This is a genomic window from Virgibacillus halotolerans, assembly GCF_016908515.1.
GTDB classification, from domain to species: Bacteria; Bacillota; Bacilli; order Bacillales; family Amphibacillaceae; genus Virgibacillus_M; species Virgibacillus_M halotolerans.
Genome location: NZ_JAFBEA010000008.1, coordinates 102,583 through 116,458, shown reverse-complemented (window position 1 = coordinate 116,458; position 13,876 = coordinate 102,583). Strand labels below are relative to the sequence as shown.

Here is a 13,876-nt window from a genome sequence, read left to right as displayed (position 1 = left end):
TTTCATCATCCCTTTATAGTTGATATTTTATTTGTTTTTTGATGTAGACATTTCTGCTTCTGGATCTTTAATACCAAAAATAATTGTTAATACCATACCACTCAAAAATGATATGACTATGCCAACGATATATGCCCATAATGTTGGCCCTGCAAATGCAGGAATTGTTGTTAACCCTCCAAATACAAATGCGTTTCCTACTACATTAAAAGCGCCCATAAATGCACCACCAAGAGCTGCTCCTAAACAACCTGCTACTAGCGGACTTTTAAATCTTACACCCAAGCCATAAATTGCAGGTTCCACAATTCCTGATAGAAAAACAGAAGTTATTGCAGTTAATGAAAAATTCTTTAATTCCTTATTTCGACTAAGTAGGAAAATAGCAAAGGCAGCACCTGCCATACCAAAATTCGCATTTGCACCGTAAGCTATCAAAGCAGATTTCCCCGTTGAAGCAATTTCGGGGATAATTACCATTGTATTTGGAGCCCAATGTACACCAAACATAATCAAAATATTCCAAATCCCGCCAATGACAGCCCCGGTAACAATTGGACTAATATTTGCTAACCAACCCACAAAGTTAGCAATGCCGATACTTAAATAATTTCCAATAGGACCAATTATTCCAGCAGTAATTGGGACTAATATTACTAATAACACTGTAGGAATTACAATCATATGAAAACTATTTGATAGTTTGCCTTTCATATAGTGTTCCATTTTTGATTGTATCCAAGTAGTTAAAATAGCCGGAATGATTTGGCTAGTATAGTTGAATACAGGAATCGAAATACCTAAAAATGTAATTGTATTTCCGCCATCTCCTTGTACTAAGTCGATAAATTCTGGCATAATTAGCGCACCCATTACGGCAATTGCAATATACGGACTTGTATCAAATCGTTTTGCTGATGTGACAGCGACTAATAATGGTAAGAAATAAAACACTGAAGTCGCAGCAAGAGTTAAAATTAAATTTGTTGTACTCTCAGTTGACAACCAACCCAACTCATTAGCTAAAATCGTAAATCCACGAAGCAACCCCGCACCAGCTAATAATGGTAATAGCGGTGAAAAAATACTAACAACTAAGGCAACAAATTCATTAAACCAATTTCTTTTTTTGTTACCTGTATCAGCAACATCATCCTTAGTATTAACAATATCAGTTGATGTATCTGATTTCCACACTTTTATAAATACATCATAAACCTCATTAACATTGAGACCAATCACTATTTGAAAGGAGTCTTTATCAACAACCCCTGAAACACCATCCAACGCTTTAATTTTATCTTTTTCGATTAGTGAATGATCTTTCAGTGTAGGACGTAATCGAGTTGCACAATGTGTTACCGATACTATGTTATCTGGACCTCCCAATAACGATAATAATTGGTTTGCTAAAAGAATACTATTTTCCATAAAGACCTCCCCCTCTTTTTAAAACTAGTAATAGCATTGCTTTCTCAAACTCATTATAACGTCATGATCTCTAAATGTAAAGGTTTACATTTAGAATACTTGTTTTACTATGTGTCCCCCTTTACGAATGTATTCAATTACATATTTACTTACATTCAGAAATAGTGATGTTAGCGTTATTTATAAAAGTTAATTAAGAGGGGATGGGTAAAAGGGATGAAAAAATCAATTTAAATAACATTATCTGTTGTAGCTGTAGGTGCAATAGTTGTAGGAAGTTCTGCTTTTTTACAAAAAAGGGAATAATGATACACATGCAGAATCAGAGTCGAAAAGTGTTGTACACGCAGATTCGTAACCGGAAGATGTTGCACAAACAGAATCGCAGTCGGAATCGAAATCGAAATCGGATGAAGATTATGATGTTATCAAAACCGACACAACGACTGTCCACTTGGAAAAAGAAAAAATGCCACAAGCTCATAAAGATGCGCAAAAAATGATTGATGAACAAAATGAAAGATATGGGATCACAGAAAACTTAATAGTAGCGGAAACCGAAGATGAACAGGCTACTCATGATGGAAATATTGGTATTAATAGTACTCGTATCTCTACAGTATCATTGGTTAAGGCTGAAAAAGACGATGATATTGAAATGACTCAAGAAGACTATCAAAATCATTTTGAGCGAATAATAAGGGATATAGATCAGATTGAATATGATGGACCAGAGAATGAAGATTTTCAACGTGTTATAACTTTTGCAAGCCAATTGTATCTACAAGATACGGTTACGGAAGATGATGAAAGATACCAAAAAATGAACGAAATCATGGGAAAATTAGATGATCAATTTAATGGGTCAAGCGCATTTGAATATAATAGTGAACGATAATCTTATAAATTAGTTAGATTTTGAGCAGTGGATTTATTAACCTGTTGCTCTTTTTTGCGTCTAAAATACAACTTGTAAAGTGAATATAGGTGATATACGATTAATACATAATCAATGGAGAGGGGGAAAACAATGAAAAAGCTAACAAAAGTGCTTTGTTTTAATGTTGCTTTATTGATGTTAGTAGGGTGCTTTGGCAATACAAACGAAGAATCCACAACTGATTATTTGGAAAAAAGTTCTGTTTTAGAATCAACAGAAGAAGACAAGACCGAAACAGATGAAAGTACTTCAACAAGTGGGTTAGAGGAGTCAGACACTGATGATGCAAAAGACATCACTCCAGAAGAATCTGCTAATATAGATTCGGATAGTACCTCATCTGAAAAAAGCAATTTAAATGGAAGCGATAAGGAAGAAAAAGAAAAAACACTATCCCAGTATTCTAGTGAACAAATTGAGTACGCTCGAGTTTGGTTGCAACTTGGACCAAATCAAGGGATAGATGAATTGAATGTTCGACAGATTCCAGCTGGCAAACCAATCAATCCTAATGAAGACACCAGTGCTAGCTATCCAGAAGATGTTATCCAATTAGCAGGTTCTCGCTTAGTAGATGGATCAGTAACTTATAGTGGTAATGGGGATGGCACGATTAATGTATACAAGGTTCCTTTGCGTTGGGGAAGTTCTGTTCCTGAAGAAGATCTGGATGAAAATTATTGGAGCAATTATACACAAAGTATTATTAATGATGCTTCGTTAATCTATGTTGATCCAGGAAATGATGGGGAAATCATAGAATTAATCGAAGTGCTAAATGTTCAATAAAAGTAATCAATCGTTGAACTAAAGGGACAGGTTACTTGAACAAGAAAGAACAAACGAATACATAGGTGGGGTGATTGGTTTGCTTAATATTGGCAGTCTTGTGCTTGGGCTAATTGCTTGGATACTTCCTGTTGTTAATCTCATGAGAGATGAAAAGCATGACCATAAGAATTGGGTGGTTCTTTCCATTATGAGTATCAGTGCTTGTGCCATTTCGCTATGTTTCCAGATTTTCAATAGCTATTATCTGGTAAAGATTGAGGACTGGACTGCACTTTTGGACACAATGGGTGCTGTTGTGTTCGTAGCAGCAGTGCTTCTTGTCATTACTATCCTATTAAATGCAATCACGCTAATTGTATATCGTGACAGAACAGCAAAGTAGGATATCAAATTCAAGTCTTTATAAGATTGAAATCAATAATTTTTCAGAGTTATTAGGACTAGTAGGGGTGTGAGCTGATGAGTAAAAAAAGGTTTGAAGTGATTTATACACAGGGAACGTTGGAGCTATTTAAAATTATTCGTGATAACGAGACGGGTGTTCTGTATATGCAGAATCATAGAGGTGGAGGTGTAGGTGTAGGACTTACTGTAATGGTGGATCAAAAAGGAAATCCTTTAGTGGATGAGGGATTTTAAATAAGAGACTGAAAGGGTTTTTTGTTTATTAGAGATTACATTTAACTAAAGGAGGTGGATTGTGTGATTCATCTTATATTTGAGCGGGCTGCAACTGGTAGTTTAAAACATGTTTTACGTAAGCAAAAGGATAAAATTATCGGATTTCCAATCGACTTTTCTGTTGGACCCATCACAAACATTCATGAAAAAAATGGGATGAAAAATTATTTTACGTGGTTGAAGTCTTCATACCGCATTGGGTGGGGGTATTTTAAAGAGGATCAAACAGCTTACTATCAATCATTACTGGAGCTGTCTGAAATAGAGGACGGTGAGCAAGTAACAATTTGGACTTGTGAAAATGCAGCAGAACAAATTGGCCTTCGAATTAGCTGCTATTTGTTGAAAAATAAGGAAGTTGAACTAAGTTTTATAAATACATTTTATGCAATGCAAGATTATATGAAGCATAGGGATGTCCAAGTGGATATTGGTCATACAGCTGGATGCAGTCCTGAGCAGCTTGCTCATTTTTATAAGCATTCCACTTGTCCAATTTCGGAGGAAATGAAAAGCAATTATGTACAAGATGGGGAAAGGTTGCTTAGCGATAAAAGTATTGTTCGTTCTTGGTGGCAAGGTGAAATTGTTGATGATTTAGAAACAAGAGACGATCCGTTTATATTAGCATGTGCCACAAGGTTACAGAATGAAAACCGTCATGTAGCATTTATCAATGCCACAAGTGTTATTGGCGAAGTGTTGGGTAATTCAGAGCAATCATTTTCTGACGCTTGGATTGAATATAGAATACGTTCACTCATTCATTTTAATCAATTGGCTTATGATGGTAATCTTCAATCCATGCGTACATATAAAATAAAAGTTGTGTAGTAATATAATAAAGGAATCATAAAATAGAAGAAAAAAATATATAGGGTAGTGAGATTAGAAATGAGGACGTTATTAGAACTGATTCGAATTATTCTTATTTTAGGAATACTTGGTGCATTGGGTTGGGCAATTATAGGAAACATTTATACAATTGATGAAGCAACTGAAAATTATTCGTGGATTGGTGCAATTGCTATTATACTACTTCTCTTTGTTTTGTATAGAAATAAGTTGCAATTCTCCGGATGGTATAAAGGAAAAGGCAGCGTGAAACTTCCAAAGTCTGTTTCAGTTACACTGATTTTTAGTTCAATATTGCTATTCATATTACCATTTTTATTAAGTACATTGTTGAGCTAATAAGTGCAATTGCTTAATAAGGTCAATCGTTATATTACTAATTAGCTTGTAAAAAAGGGGAGGTAAATATGGAGGTCATTTTAATTAGTATCTGTTCCGTCATAATAATATTTATAACTGTTCATTCGATGATTAGAGTATTAAATATCGCCTATAAGCGGGAAGAAATCTCGCTTCGAAAATATAAAACTCTCATAAGCTTTTCTGTTGTAATAGGTTTATTCGTAGCCTCGACTTTGCCTTTTGGTTTTCAAAAAATATTTAATATGGTCATCTAATTTCTTTTACAACACTAAATCTATTGATTTCTTATTCTATTAACGGGGCAGTTAAGTGGAAAAATATTTGACCACGAAACTCCCTTATTAAGTATCATTTCAAAAGGGAATGTGCTAAAATTTAGTTGTCTAATAATTACAAACATTGGTTGTAGGTAAAATTTTACTTAGCAGGTAGATATGAGGGCTAATTACACAAAACATACGAAGGGGAATGTGTCTATATAGCGTTTCCTCACAATTGAAAGGGGAAAGTCATTTGAATCAAGCATTATTAATTATTGATGCCCCAACAAGCATTAATTGATGGCAATCAAGAGGAAAGTGCGTTATTTAACAAAGAGCAACTGATTAGGAATATTAATTTAATGATTGAAAAAGCAAGGAAATCCGGTGTTCCAGTTGTCTTTGTAAGGGATTTAGATGTTGCTGAAGGTAAAGGGAAGGGATTTCAAGTTCACAATGAAATTAATATGGCTACTGATACGAAGATTTTCGATAAAACTGCAACGAATTCCTTCCATGGGACAGGACTGCTAAAACATTTAAGATCACAAGAGATTGAACATGTTGTTATCATGGGGTGTGCAACGCAACACTGCATAGATAGTGCAGTCAGAACATCTACGATTAAGGGTTTGGACGTCACATTAGTCGGCGATGGGCATTCAACAACAGACGGAAATGTTTTAAGTGCAGAACAAATTATAAAACATCATAATGAAACGCTTCATGGTCATTACAATGTTGAACACTTTTCAATTGTCAGAAATACAGAGGAAAACTTGTTTCATCCAACACATGATTCATATAGATAATGTCAACTACCCGCCACTTATCAACCTTCCGGTCTGATTGAAGTGGGGGCTTGAAAAAGCCTTCAGTTGTCTAGCCTTACGTCTCCGGAATATCTTTTTATAGATAGCGAGAGACTACGTTGGTTTGGTTATCACACCCCCGGATGATACCCTAGTCCCGGGCTCTGTGCAGGCGCTGTAATAGTTCTGAATGGGTAGGAACGGTCAACCTGAGGTTTGGCAGTTTTACTGCAAAGCCTTACCAACATTGGCGAAGGGTAACTACTCCGAGAAGGGAGGAACACGTGATGATCGTGTTCGTTATTAACAAGCATGGTGAAGCATTGATGCCATGCAAACCAAGAAAAGCAAGATTGTTGTTGAAGGAGAAGAAAGCGAAGGTTATTTCATATAATCCATTTACTATTCAGCTGCTATATGGTAGCAGCGGTTACAAACAAGAAGTGAAAGTCGGTGTAGATTTAGGTGCTAAGCATGTTGGCATCGCCATGACAAGCGAAGAAAAGGTGCTTGTCAAAGGGAAAATTGAATTGAGGCAGGATGTGAAGGGTTTACTTGAAACTCGGCGCACTTACAGACGCTCCAGACGTCATCGAAAAACACGTTATCGCAAACCACGGTTTGCGAACCGTACCCGACCGAATGGATGGCTACCACCGAGCATCGGCAGCCGAATAGACAATACACTCTTCTGGATTGATAAATTTTGTTCTCTTGTACCTAATCCGAAGTTGACGATAGAAATCGGAAAGTTTGATGCTCAGAAAATGATAAGCCCGGAAATTCAGGGTGTGGATTATCAGCAGGGACAAACCTATGGCTATCATGATGTACGCTATTTTGTCTTTGCGAGAGACGGGTACACTTGTCAGGTGTGCAGGAAAAAAGGAAAAATCCTGAACACACATCATATCGTCTATCGTTCACATGGCGGAACAGACCGTGCCGATAATTTGATCACCGTTTGCACGGACTGCCACACCTATGAAAATCATCAAAAGGGACAAATATTACACAAGTGGATGATGGAAGGAAAAAAGCTTCCCCGCTATAAAGAGGGAACATTTATGAATGTATTCCGCAAGCGTGTATGCTGCAAATACCCGCTTGCAACATTCACGTATGGATCCATTACCACGCCAAAGCGCAAAGAATTGGGATTAGAAAAGACACATGCAAATGATGCGGTTGCAATTAGCGGGATATCACGGATCGATCAGCATGCTAATGGGATGTTCAAAATCAAACAGTTCCGCAAGAAGAAGCGTTCACTGCATGAAGCGACAGCAAGAAAAGGACGTAAGCACAAAAATGTCACAAGTAAAAGAAATGGGAAGAACACAAGATCTCTACAAGGGTTTTATCTGAATGATAGAGTAAAATTATTTGGGAAAACCGGCTATATCACAGGCTTTACAGGAACAGGCGGGGCTTACGTGAAGACGATTGATGGTGATTATATTACTATCCCGAATAAAAATTACAAACAAGTTGGTCTGAGACAGTTGGCACGAGTCAGTCATAATAATAGTTGGCAGTTTGAACAAAGTGCTTTTGGCTAACGCCAACCGAAATTCATCTCCCACTTTCACTGGACTGCGCCCGTAGCGTTTAGAAGGGGAAGATTTTTTTCTGAGAACAAGTTAAAAATACAGTACGGAAATGTGTAATAACAATGGAAAACCTTATGAAAAAAACTCCCAATTCCTTGGTTACAATGCCAAGAAATTGGTTTTTTTGAGTGAGGTTATTGAAATGAGGCCGGAATGAATTTGAACTAACTCTGTGAATTAGTGTACTTAAATATATATTAATTAAAGATGGAACAACAGTAATACTTTTCTTTTTAGCTAATGCTGCAGTGAAGCAGGATTTAATATTATAATTTTTAAAAATTAATTTGAAACTTTATGAAATAAAGTTCGTAGATAGAGAGAGGAAGCAAATAAAAAGGGGGGAAATAATGAAAAGAATAATTACTATTATAATTACATTACTTGTTTTAATCGGATTAAATTACGGTCTAACTTATTTCACTCATACAAAATTCATTGATTTTGCATTTTTTATCGGTGTTCTAATTACAGTTATTATTTGGTTTTTCACTTCAAAAGGTGGTTACACTTCAAGGAGTTTAGATGTGACACTTCAGGGAACAACAGGTTTTAAAGCTAATGAGCAGAAGTATGAGTTCTCACCTAATACTGCTTTTTATACTTCCCTAATTTACACAATTATAGCTTTGGTAGCAGTTATATACCATTATAAGAGTTATTTCTAAAACCTGGATTAAATTTTAATACTTATCTAAATACTTTGTGCAATAAGGCCAATCGATTTAGAAGAAATCTTTTTAGAACATAAAAATAAACTATCCAATAGATATCTTTAGGTAATCAAATAAGGAGTAAAGGTGATTGCAATGGAAATCAAAAATCTTGCTGTATTCTGTGGATCGAGTACAGGTACCGACAGTATTTATATTGAAAATGCAGAGAAGCTTGGAGAAGAATTAGCGAATAGAAATAGGACCCTGATTTATGGGGGAGCTCAAGTTGGGTGTATGGGAGCAATGGCTGATACATCCCTACGCTACGGCGGTAGTGTAGTGGGTGTAATCCCCAAAAAACTAAAGGACGTGGAAATCGCACATGAACAATTAACGGAACTTCATGTAGTTGAAACAATGCACGAACGCAAATCGAAAATGGCAGCGTTAGCCGATGGATTTGTCGCCTTGCCTGGAGGTGCAGGAACATTAGAAGAGTGGTTTGAAGTGTTTACTTGGTCGCAACTTGGGTATCACGTAAAGCCATGTGGATTATTAAACGTAAATGGATTTTTTAACCCGTTAATCGCGATGTTAGACCATACGATTGAACAAGGCTTTATGAATAAAAATTACCGAGAAATGATACTTATTGCTTCTGATCCTAAAGAATTATTGGAGAAAATGGATTCTTATAGTCCAAGCTACACAGCAAAATGGACTTAAACGATAGGAGTTAAGTTACAGTTCAACTAAGGGGCGCCAATCGAATAAAAGGTGTGTAGATACTGTTATATTTAGGACAGATGAACCAAATAGAATGATTAATGAGATAAACGCTAATATTAATTCTTTAACTAACGAGCAGTAGAATATAACTCTACTTCAACTAACGGGTGTTTTGTTCAAAATATTACTAACATAGCAGTTTAGTTGTACAAGATAATCGTTAAAAGGGGGCAAAAAATGTGACTATTGAACAAGAAGTATCCAATGGGGTTTATAAAATAATGGATTTACAACAGAAATTATCAGAGGGCCTTTTTGAGGAGATGAATAGCCTATATTCTAATGACTTTCAAGGATGGCTCTATATGCCTTGGGTTGGAGAAGTAGAACAATATAATGCAGACAGTATAAAAGAAGGTAATAGATTAGCATCTGAATATTATAAAGGTAAAGATATTCAATTCGTTTTTACAGGACTAAAGATTGTTCCGCAGTCAACAGACCAAGCAACTGTATCTTATGAAGTAGTTCACCAAGATAAAGAACAGCAGGTTATGGTCAGAGCTTTAGCACTTGAAGTTTGGCGTAAAGAGTCAGATGGTAGTTGGAAAATTATTCGTTGGTATGAAGAAAAAGGAATGCGGACTTAAACATACCAATTGTCTCTAAATGGCAGTTTAGAAAGGTAATATATCGTTTTAATTAGAGGTGAATTTATGAATCAAGTAGTTGAAATCTTAGGAATACCTTTTTCAAAAATAACATTAAATGAAACAACTGATTTATTAGAGAAACACATAGAAAACGAACAATCTAAACTTTTTCATCTTATTACTATAAATCCGGAAATTACAATTACCTCTCAGTCTGACATAGAATTCCAGGAGATAATTAAAGAAGCTGACTTAATTACGCCTGATGGTATAGGAATTGTATTAGCATCTTGGCGAAGAAAGGAGCCAATACCTGAAAGAGTAACAGGGTTTGACTTACTTCATCAATTATTACAAAAGGGTGATAAACGTGGTTGGCGTTTTTACTTTTTGGGAACCGACGTACAAACGAATAAAAAAGCCGTCCATGAAATTGAGGATCTTTACCCTAATCTTTCAATCGCGGGAAGCCATCATGGATTTTTTACAAAGGAAGAAGAACCATTCATTATTGATTCTATAAAAGAATCAAGGCCGGATATTTTGATAGTTGCTATGGGGGCACCGTATTCCGATAAATGGATTCATAAGTATAAAAATGAGTTATCACAAGTAAAAGTTGTATTTGGTGTTGGCGGAAGTTTGGATGTGATAGCTGGAAAAGTAAAAGCTACTCCTGAAATTTGGAAAAAACTTAATATGGAATGGCTTCATAGGTTAATAGCTGTACCTGCTATCAAAGGACAGAAATCAAGGTGGCTAAGACAGTCGGCAATACCTAAATTTGTATTTCAGACCATAATAAAAAAGTAAACGCATAAACAAAATTTGATCCTTCTTGAAAACAAATTTGTACTAAAGGGGATAGCCTAATGATTAAATATCCAAAGCCTTTAAAAACTGGAGATCAAATAGCAGTTACAGCACCATCCAGTGGTGTCGAGGAATCGTTACATATATTGTTATCCAAAGCTAAAGGAAATGTTGAAGAAAAAGGTTTTTCAGTAATCGAAGGGGATACAATTTGGACAGAATATAAAGCAAAAAGTTCATCTAAAGAGAAGAGAACCAAGGATTTTATTTCCTTTTTGAAAGATGATTCGATTTCAGCAATTATTCCTCCTTGGGGAGGGCAACTGTCAATGGAAATGTTGCCTTTAATTGATTGGAATCTACTGAAGGAATTGCCGCCCAAATGGATACTAGGATATTCAGATATTAGTACACTATCCTTTGTATACACAACCATTACTGGTAATGCTTCCGCTCATGGAACAAATTTCGTTGAACTATCAGCTCCAAAATGGGATGCTGTTACATCTAAATGGACCGATGTATTAGGATGCTCAGAAAACGAAGAAATAGTTCAATATTCCTCTGATTATTATCAGTCTTCGTGGGAAAAGACTTTTAAAAATCCGGGGACTGGTTTTTATTTTGATAAAAAAACCGAGTGGAAAAGTTTATCTAAAAACAAGGAAGTTGCGTTTTCAGGAAGATTATTGGGTGGTGTGGTAAATACGTTGCAAATTTTGATAGGCACACCGTTTGATAAAGTAGATGAATTCATTTCTAAGTACACGAAAGAAGAAGGTGTGGTATGGTATTTAGAAACGGTTGGAATGACTGCTGCTGAAATTTATCGTGCTTTATGGCAAATGAAATTTAATGGATGGTTTAAAAATACAAATGGTATTCTTCTAGGAAGAGCGAGTGGGTATGCACCAACAAAAGACTTTACATTAGAGGACGCTTTAATTGAGGTATTTGGGGATGAAATTCCAGTGATATATGATGTAGATATCGGTCATATGCCACCTCAAAATATACTCGTTAACGGTGCTGTTGGACAAATCAACTATTCTTAAGGAAATGGAACAATAAAAATGAAATACATTTGATGAAAAAATAAAGGGATGAAGAGACTCTAAGGTTTAAGTTGGTTGGTATCTAAACATGACGCCAATAAATAAGAAATCTGGGGGGATTTGTTTGTCTTCGATAATAAAAAGTATGATAATTAAATTTCAGAAAAACTTAGTGAATTTTATTATCATAAAGATGAGGAACTTTTGCACCCGAGACTGCTTTAAAGGTGTTTTTAAGAAAAAGTTATGTCTTCATTTGAATTTATAAAGGAGAGTCTAAATGAAGTTAGTACTGATTCGTCACGGACAAGGAGAGCATACACTAGATATACCTAGAAGCCTACAAATAGAAGACCCTTCACTAACTACAAAAGGGGCAGAACAAGCGAAATTATTAATAAACCAAATTCCTTTAACTAATAAAGATATTATTATTATTAGTCCTATTAGAAGAACTTTGGAAACAGCATTTATTTGGAGTGAAAATATAGATTGCTGGAAAATTGTAAGCCCATTAGTGTCTCCTAGAATGTTTCCCATTCGTCCAGACAAGAGTACATTACCTTGTGATAAAATAATTGATTTAGAAATAATTAAAAATGATTATCCAACTTTTGAAATCGATATGAAGGTTCCTCTAAATATATGGTCTGATGGCATAAATACTTTGCCTGAAAACCAATTCACGAAATTAGCAGAAGAGTTCATTGCAGATTGTAAACAATTACAAAAAGAAAACATTTATATAGTATCACACGATGGTACCATTACTTCTTATCGTCAAATGATTTCTGGTCAAAGTCTCACAAGAAATGATTTCCTACAAGAAACAGGCTGGATCCAGATTAGTTGTTGAATTAAAACTAGTAATATAATCCCTTCTCTTATTGCACCATATATGGTGCAATAGTGAAACAAGGCGATCATCAAAACGATCGTCTTTTCCTTTAGTAAATATTTTTCAATTATTATGTTAATATTGAAGGTGTAGTTATTCAATTAACGTCGCAGGTTAATGGAAGAAGGATAATTAAATAACAATAAGAAATTCTAATTATTATTCAATCCTTTTATCTTGGAAATCATTAAAACATATATAAGAATGAAAACACTAAAAATAGCAAATGTAAACCAAATCATTGAAGGGAAAAAGTTATAAAATAACCACCCACCAAGTAAACTTCCTAATGGTCTACCTAGTCCATCTGATAATTTACTAACACCAAAGTATAGCCCCATTTTTCCTGAGTTATCAGAATATCTTGCAATAGCTGTTTCGATAATAGGCAAAATGAAGACTCCACCAATTGTAAATAAGAGAATAGCTAGGAATAATGCAGCTAAATGATTCCATAAAGATAATGTAAGAAAAGATAGTGTGATTAGCGTAATACCAATTGTCACAAAAAAAATTGGTTTGTTATATTTACTGATTAATAATCCAACGGGGTATTGTAGGATCAAACCTGTTATCCCATTAATGAGGAACAATGCTTGAATCTGATTTGTAAATTGCTTGGCATATTCCGGCATTGTTACAAATAATTGTGCAAAAATAATATAGTACATTAACATAAAAATCATAAGTTGGATGAAGCCTTTATTATGTAGTATTTCGATTATGTCTTTGCGATTTAACTTTTTATTCCTTGATTTGCTTTCATGAGGGTCCACAAATAGAAATAGTAATATGGCCCCCAACAAATATAGAATTCCTGCAGATATAAAAATAAGATTGAAATATCCTGTCCAGATTACTATACCAGCAATAACAGGACCTAAAAGTAAACCAGCATTTGTAGCACTAGCTCGCAAAGAGGAAACCTTAGCTCTAGCTTCGAGCTTTGCACTTTTCATCATCAGTGATTGTAAGGATGGTCCTGCAAATCCCCCTCCCAATCCAGCTAAAGAAGCAAAGAGTAATAACGATATGTAGTTCGAAACGCTTCCAACTCCTATAAATCCTATACCCCTAATCATTTCTCCGATAATAGATATTTTTTTATATCCATAATAATCTCCTAGAGGACCCAGAAAAACAGGTGTGGTTTGTTGAGTGAAAATATAAATAGCTGTTAAAGTACTAGCTTGAGCAAGGGATATGCTATGAATATCAGTAAGTAGTGGAAATAAAGGCATTGCTGTATATCCACCAGTGGAAAGTATAAATATTAAAAATGTTAGAATATATGTTTGCTTCGTCATGTGATCCCTCCTATAATT

The 13,876-nt window shown here is 35.2% G+C and carries 15 protein-coding genes and 1 pseudogene; 14 read left to right on the top strand and 2 right to left on the bottom strand.

Features of this window, described 5'->3' with window-relative positions; all coding sequences use genetic code 11:
• Nucleotides 1-27 precede the first annotated feature (27 nt).
• Nucleotides 28-1,431, bottom strand: coding sequence for a PTS transporter subunit EIIC (locus JOC34_RS16960; protein ID WP_205137964.1), 1,404 nt, complete (start codon nt 1,429-1,431; stop codon nt 28-30).
• A gap of 454 nt (nt 1,432-1,885) precedes the next feature.
• Between JOC34_RS16960 and JOC34_RS16955 the strand changes: the two genes are divergently transcribed.
• The 14 genes and pseudogenes from JOC34_RS16955 to JOC34_RS16890 all read left to right on the top strand — a co-directional run bounded on the left by JOC34_RS16955 (nt 1,886) and on the right by JOC34_RS16890 (nt 12,509).
• Nucleotides 1,886-2,329, top strand: coding sequence for a hypothetical protein (locus JOC34_RS16955; RefSeq protein ID WP_205137963.1), 444 nt, complete (start codon nt 1,886-1,888; stop codon nt 2,327-2,329).
• A 132-nt stretch (nt 2,330-2,461) separates the two neighbouring features.
• Entirely contained in the window at nt 2,462-3,160 is a 699-nt protein-coding gene (locus JOC34_RS16950; protein ID WP_205137962.1) for a hypothetical protein, read from the top strand.
• Between the two features lie 70 nt (nt 3,161-3,230).
• A complete protein-coding gene (locus JOC34_RS16945) occupies nt 3,231-3,545 on the top strand; it encodes a hypothetical protein (RefSeq protein WP_205137961.1) in 315 nt (104 codons plus the stop codon).
• Between the two features lie 77 nt (nt 3,546-3,622).
• Nucleotides 3,623-3,802, top strand: coding sequence for a DUF6440 family protein (locus tag JOC34_RS16940; protein WP_205137960.1), 180 nt, complete (start codon nt 3,623-3,625; stop codon nt 3,800-3,802).
• Nucleotides 3,803-3,865: 63 nt separating this feature from the next.
• Nucleotides 3,866-4,678 (top strand): DUF1835 domain-containing protein, encoded by an 813-nt coding sequence (locus tag JOC34_RS22130; RefSeq protein WP_205137959.1) that lies wholly within the window; start codon nt 3,866-3,868, stop codon nt 4,676-4,678.
• 60 nt (nt 4,679-4,738) lie between these two features.
• Entirely contained in the window at nt 4,739-5,038 is a 300-nt protein-coding gene (locus JOC34_RS16930; protein ID WP_205137958.1) for a hypothetical protein, read from the top strand.
• A gap of 537 nt (nt 5,039-5,575) precedes the next feature.
• Nucleotides 5,576-6,134, top strand: a pseudogene (locus JOC34_RS16925) (cysteine hydrolase family protein).
• A gap of 287 nt (nt 6,135-6,421) precedes the next feature.
• Nucleotides 6,422-7,696, top strand: coding sequence for an RNA-guided endonuclease IscB (gene iscB, locus JOC34_RS16920; protein WP_205137957.1), 1,275 nt, complete (start codon nt 6,422-6,424; stop codon nt 7,694-7,696).
• 401 nt (nt 7,697-8,097) lie between these two features.
• Nucleotides 8,098-8,415, top strand: coding sequence for a hypothetical protein (locus JOC34_RS16915; protein WP_205137956.1), 318 nt, complete (start codon nt 8,098-8,100; stop codon nt 8,413-8,415).
• Between the two features lie 141 nt (nt 8,416-8,556).
• Nucleotides 8,557-9,129: an LOG family protein gene (locus tag JOC34_RS16910; RefSeq protein WP_205137955.1), complete on the top strand. Its 573-nt coding sequence runs from the start codon at nt 8,557-8,559 to the stop codon at nt 9,127-9,129.
• Between the two features lie 242 nt (nt 9,130-9,371).
• The gene (locus JOC34_RS16905) at nt 9,372-9,782 is read left to right on the top strand and encodes a hypothetical protein (RefSeq protein ID WP_205137954.1); all 411 of its coding nucleotides are present in this window, start codon (nt 9,372-9,374) and stop codon (nt 9,780-9,782) included.
• Between the two features lie 66 nt (nt 9,783-9,848).
• Complete coding sequence (locus tag JOC34_RS16900) at nt 9,849-10,598, top strand: WecB/TagA/CpsF family glycosyltransferase (RefSeq protein ID WP_205137953.1); 750 nt, start codon at nt 9,849-9,851, stop codon at nt 10,596-10,598.
• Nucleotides 10,599-10,657: 59 nt separating this feature from the next.
• Nucleotides 10,658-11,653: a S66 family peptidase gene (locus JOC34_RS16895; protein WP_205137952.1), complete on the top strand. Its 996-nt coding sequence runs from the start codon at nt 10,658-10,660 to the stop codon at nt 11,651-11,653.
• 280 nt (nt 11,654-11,933) lie between these two features.
• Complete coding sequence (locus JOC34_RS16890; protein ID WP_205137951.1) at nt 11,934-12,509, top strand: histidine phosphatase family protein; 576 nt, start codon at nt 11,934-11,936, stop codon at nt 12,507-12,509.
• Nucleotides 12,510-12,703: 194 nt separating this feature from the next.
• Here the strand turns inward: JOC34_RS16890 and JOC34_RS16885 are convergent, their stop codons facing one another.
• Nucleotides 12,704-13,858 carry an MFS transporter gene (locus JOC34_RS16885; protein WP_205137950.1) on the bottom strand — a complete coding sequence of 385 codons (1,155 nt, stop codon included), beginning with the start codon at nt 13,856-13,858 and terminating at the stop codon, nt 12,704-12,706.
• Nucleotides 13,859-13,876 lie beyond the last annotated feature (18 nt).

What these genes read in the sequence shown, in the direction of transcription:
- JOC34_RS16890 (WP_205137951.1), top strand. Translation starts at nt 11,934, where the DNA reads ATGAAGTTAGTACTGATTCGTCACGGACAAGGAGAGCATACACTAGAT.
- JOC34_RS16885 (WP_205137950.1), bottom strand. Translation starts at nt 13,858, where the DNA reads ATGACGAAGCAAACATATATTCTAACATTTTTAATATTTATACTTTCC.
- JOC34_RS16895 (WP_205137952.1), top strand. Translation starts at nt 10,658, where the DNA reads ATGATTAAATATCCAAAGCCTTTAAAAACTGGAGATCAAATAGCAGTT.
- JOC34_RS16930 (WP_205137958.1), top strand. Translation starts at nt 4,739, where the DNA reads ATGAGGACGTTATTAGAACTGATTCGAATTATTCTTATTTTAGGAATA.
- JOC34_RS16910 (WP_205137955.1), top strand. Translation starts at nt 8,557, where the DNA reads ATGGAAATCAAAAATCTTGCTGTATTCTGTGGATCGAGTACAGGTACC.
- JOC34_RS16940 (WP_205137960.1), top strand. Translation starts at nt 3,623, where the DNA reads ATGAGTAAAAAAAGGTTTGAAGTGATTTATACACAGGGAACGTTGGAG.
- JOC34_RS16915 (WP_205137956.1), top strand. Translation starts at nt 8,098, where the DNA reads ATGAAAAGAATAATTACTATTATAATTACATTACTTGTTTTAATCGGA.
- JOC34_RS16960 (WP_205137964.1), bottom strand. Translation starts at nt 1,431, where the DNA reads ATGGAAAATAGTATTCTTTTAGCAAACCAATTATTATCGTTATTGGGA.
- iscB (WP_205137957.1), top strand. Translation starts at nt 6,422, where the DNA reads ATGATCGTGTTCGTTATTAACAAGCATGGTGAAGCATTGATGCCATGC.
- JOC34_RS16950 (WP_205137962.1), top strand. Translation starts at nt 2,462, where the DNA reads ATGAAAAAGCTAACAAAAGTGCTTTGTTTTAATGTTGCTTTATTGATG.
- JOC34_RS16900 (WP_205137953.1), top strand. Translation starts at nt 9,849, where the DNA reads ATGAATCAAGTAGTTGAAATCTTAGGAATACCTTTTTCAAAAATAACA.